The organism is Phenylobacterium sp. (assembly GCF_036723115.1).
GTDB lineage: Bacteria > Pseudomonadota > Alphaproteobacteria > Caulobacterales > Caulobacteraceae > Phenylobacterium.
The window spans coordinates 1-3,707 of sequence record NZ_DAIMHV010000158.1 but is presented as its reverse complement, the minus strand read 5'-3'; the positions used below and the strand labels follow the sequence as shown (position 1 = coordinate 3,707).

The following is a 3,707-nucleotide window of genomic DNA, read 5'->3' as shown; positions in this document are numbered from 1 at the left end:
GACGGGAATCAGAAGCGGACGGTGAACATGTTTCGTCATGGGGCGCCTTCGCCTGGGTCCTGGGGCTGTGTCCTGGGCGCAAACGGCGAGGCTCAACCGGCGTTCCAGCCCGCCTATGAGGTTTTCGTGAGCCGACCCATGGTTTACACCCGCGGCCTTCCTCACCTCCTTGAAAGGAGCTCGCGCCCCATGTCGCTGCAATCGTCCACGCTCGCCCGCGTCAAGCCGTCCGCCACCATGGCGACCGACCAGAAGGCGCGTGAACTGAAAGCCCAGGGCCGCGACATCATCAGCCTCGGCGCCGGCGAACCGGACTTTGACACGCCGCAGAACATCAAGGACGCGGCCATCAAGGCCATTGTGGACGGCAAGACCAAGTACACGACCGTCGACGGCATTCCCGAACTGAAGGAGGCCATCTGCGCCAAGTTCGCGCGGGAGAACGGCCTGACCTACAAGCCGTCTCAGGTGAACGTTTCCCCGGGCGGCAAGCCGGTGATCTTCAACGCCATGATGGCCACCCTCAATCCGGGCGACGAGGTGGTGATCCCGACCCCCTATTGGGTGAGCTATCCCGACATGGTGCTGCTGGCCGGCGGCACGCCCGTCTTCGCCCCCACCAGCGTCGAGACCGGCTTCAAGCTGCGGCCGGAGGACCTGGAACGCGCGATCACGCCCAAGACTCGCTGGCTGATCCTCAACTCGCCCTCCAACCCCTCCGGAGCGGCCTATACGCGCGAGGAACTCAAGGCCCTGGCCGATGTGCTGGTGCGCCATCCGCAGGTCTGGATCCTGACCGACGACATGTACGAACACCTGCTGTTCGACGACATGGCTTTCTACACCATCGCTCAGGTCGAACCTTCGCTCTACGAGCGCACCCTGACGATGAACGGGGTCTCCAAGGCCTATGCCATGACCGGCTGGCGGATCGGCTATGCGGCGGGTCCGGAAGCGCTGATCAAGCTCATGGCCAAGGTTATGAGCCAGTCCACCTCCAACCCCTGCTCGGTGTCGCAATGGGCGGCGGTGGAGGCGCTGAACGGCACGCAGGACTTCATCAAGCCCAACGCACGGCTGTTCCAGGAACGCCGCGACCTGGTGGTGTCCATGCTCAACCAGGCCCCGGGCCTGCGCTGCCCGACGCCGGAAGGCGCGTTCTACGTCTATCCGTCGTGTGAAGCCCTGATCGGCAAGACCGCCCCCAGCGGCAAGGTGATCGCCTCGGACCAGGACTTCGCCAACGAACTGCTGGAAAGCGAGGGGGTGGCCGTGGTGTTTGGCGAGGCCTTCGGCCTGTCGCCCTTCTTCCGCATCTCCTACGCCACCAGCAATGCGGTGCTGGAAGACGCCTGTAGCCGCATCCAGCGCTTCTGCGCCGCGGTGAAATAGCCTGACGACGCGCCGACGCCGCTGAGAGGCGTCGGTGCGCTCAAGTCTTTGAGTTTAGAGCCTGATTCAACGATCAGACGGTTCCGTCTGATCGCCTCAGACTCCAGGACCCCGTCAGTGCTTCTCGCGCCAGGAGGACTTGGCCGCATCCTTGGTCAGGTTCAGGCAGACCTTGTCATCCTCCACCCGATCGACCCAGGTGATGGGGATCATGTGGTGCTTCAGGCCTGCGCCCATATCGAACTTGGCCAGTTCGATCTCTGTGCCCAACACATGGTCCACGCGTCCCACATGGCCGCCGTCGGAGCCCACCACTTCCATATGCTCGCGAATTTCCGAGGGTTGGATCATCTCAATTCTCCCTAAATCCCCGCTGGCGCACGCGTACAGTCGTGCGGCCGACAGGCCCGCGCCGTCCGGTGAAGAGGCGCTTCAGGCCCTTGGCTAACGACCGCCTCGGGGTCCGGGTTCACCGGAGCGGCCGCGCTCAGGCGGCGTCGCCCACCCGCAGCATCTCCGTGACCGGTTGGCGAGGCTGCTCGAAGCCGATTTCGCAGACGACTCCGGCGGCGTCGAACTCCAGCCGCACCTCGCCATCCAATTGGTGGGCCAGTCCGCCCACGATGAGGCGAGAGCCGAACCCTCGCCGCTTGGGCGCGGAGACGGGCGGGCCGCCCAGCTCCCGCCAGACCAGGTCGACGCGGTCGATCTCGCCGTCTCTCGGCTGGATCGTCCAGCCCAGACGCACCTCGCCGCCTTCCACCGATAGCGCGCCATACTTCACCGCATTAGTGGTGAGTTCGTGCAGGGCCATGCCGAGCGCCACAGCCGTATTCGGGGAGAGCCAGACCTCGGGTCCGTCCAGACTCACCTTGCGGTCCTGGCCGCCGACGTAGGGGCGAAGCTCCGTCTCGGCCAGTTCGCGCAGATTCGCCCCGCGCCAGCCGTCCCGGGTCAGCAGATTGTGGGCCTGAGACAGGGCGATCAGGCGCTCTTCGAAGTTCCGGCGCACGGCCTCCAGGTCGCCCTGGCGGAAACTCTGTGCGGCGATGGACTGGATGGTGGCCAGGGTGTTCTTCACCCGGTGGTTCAGCTCATCCAGCAACAGCTTCTGCCGCGCCTCGATCGCCATGCGCGCCACGATCTCGCGCTCGGCGGCCAGACGCGCCCGTCCCTGCCGCCAGGTGGCGGCGGCGACAAGAATCGTGGCCAGCACGCCGCCCAGAAAGAAGACCCAGGCGAGCTGGCGGGCCGAACTGGGCGCGAAGCCCTCCCCTGACCAGTAGAGGATCGTCCAGCGGCCGCCCGGCGCCTCCAACTGATCCACCGCGCTGAGCCTGGCCTCGGTCTGCAAGGGGCCGGAGGCGAACAGCAGATTGTCCGCGCTGGGCGCGCCGGCATAGACGGCGAATTCCAGCAGAACCTCGCCCTCGGCCGGAAGAAGGGCGCGGAGCAGGTCGCCAGCCCGGAAGGGCGCATAGACGAAGCCCTGCAGGGCGTCCCGACGCAGGCCGGTGGTCCGCGGGATGTCTCCGCCGGCATAGACGGGTTCGTAGATCAGGAAGCCCGCCTGCTTTTCCTCATCGATCTCCTGCACGAGTTCGACCCGGCCCGACATGGCCGGCAGGCCTGTGTCCCGCGCCCGCTCCATGGCCTCCCGCCGCACAGGGTTGGAGAACATGTCGAATCCGAGGGCGGCGCGATTGCGCGCATCCTGCGGCTCGAGGAAGACGATGGGAAAGACGTCATCGGCGGGCGCGTCGGCCTCCCGTCGAATGGACCGCTGGCCACCGCCCCCCGGCACGAGGACGACGGCGGGGACGCCCCCCTCCTCCGGCGCCAGGCGCTGTGCGTAGCCGATCCCCTGGATCCCGGGATAGCGGCGGGTGATCTGGACGCGGCGCGTGAACGCCTGGAATTCCTCGAGGGTCACCTCTTCGCTGGCGGCGAACAGACCTGCGGCGGCCTGCAGAATGGCGACATAGGTTTCCAGCCGGTCGGTGATCGCGTCGCTGGCCTGGGCGACCTCCACCGCGAACAGCTGACGCTCACGCATCTGGCCCAGCCGGTCCAGCAGAAACCCCCCGGCCACCGATGCGGCGAGGCCGAGGCCGAGGATCAGCAGGGGCAGGACCGGAGTCGCGCTGAGCCCCCGCAAGCGGCCGCGCATCTGGTTCATCCGGGGCGACAACCGCTGGGGTCCTCCGTTGGGCAAGCCCTGCCGTGGAAGCCCGCGAACGCCGGGCGGCCCGCTTGCGCGGGTCGTTCGCCGACGGCAGGATCATCGCGCACTATGTACGGAATCTCCCATGGGC

At 66.9% G+C, this 3,707-nt stretch carries 3 protein-coding genes; 1 reads left to right on the top strand and 2 read right to left on the bottom strand.

The features are described 5' to 3' along the window. Positions 1–189 precede the first annotated feature (189 nt). Positions 190–1,392, top strand: a complete 1,203-nt coding sequence (locus V7D28_RS13155; RefSeq protein WP_333587837.1) for a pyridoxal phosphate-dependent aminotransferase — start codon at positions 190–192, stop codon at positions 1,390–1,392. 114 nt (positions 1,393–1,506) lie between these two features. On the opposite strand, the gene V7D28_RS13150 is transcribed toward V7D28_RS13155, so the two are convergent. Next, the gene (locus V7D28_RS13150) at positions 1,507–1,743 is read right to left on the bottom strand and encodes a DUF2171 domain-containing protein (protein ID WP_333587836.1); all 237 of its coding nucleotides are present in this window, start codon (positions 1,741–1,743) and stop codon (positions 1,507–1,509) included. A 136-nt stretch (positions 1,744–1,879) separates the two neighbouring features. Beyond that, positions 1,880–3,562, bottom strand: coding sequence for a CHASE domain-containing protein (locus tag V7D28_RS13145; protein ID WP_333587835.1), 1,683 nt, complete (start codon positions 3,560–3,562; stop codon positions 1,880–1,882). Positions 3,563–3,707: the final 145 nt, after the last annotated feature.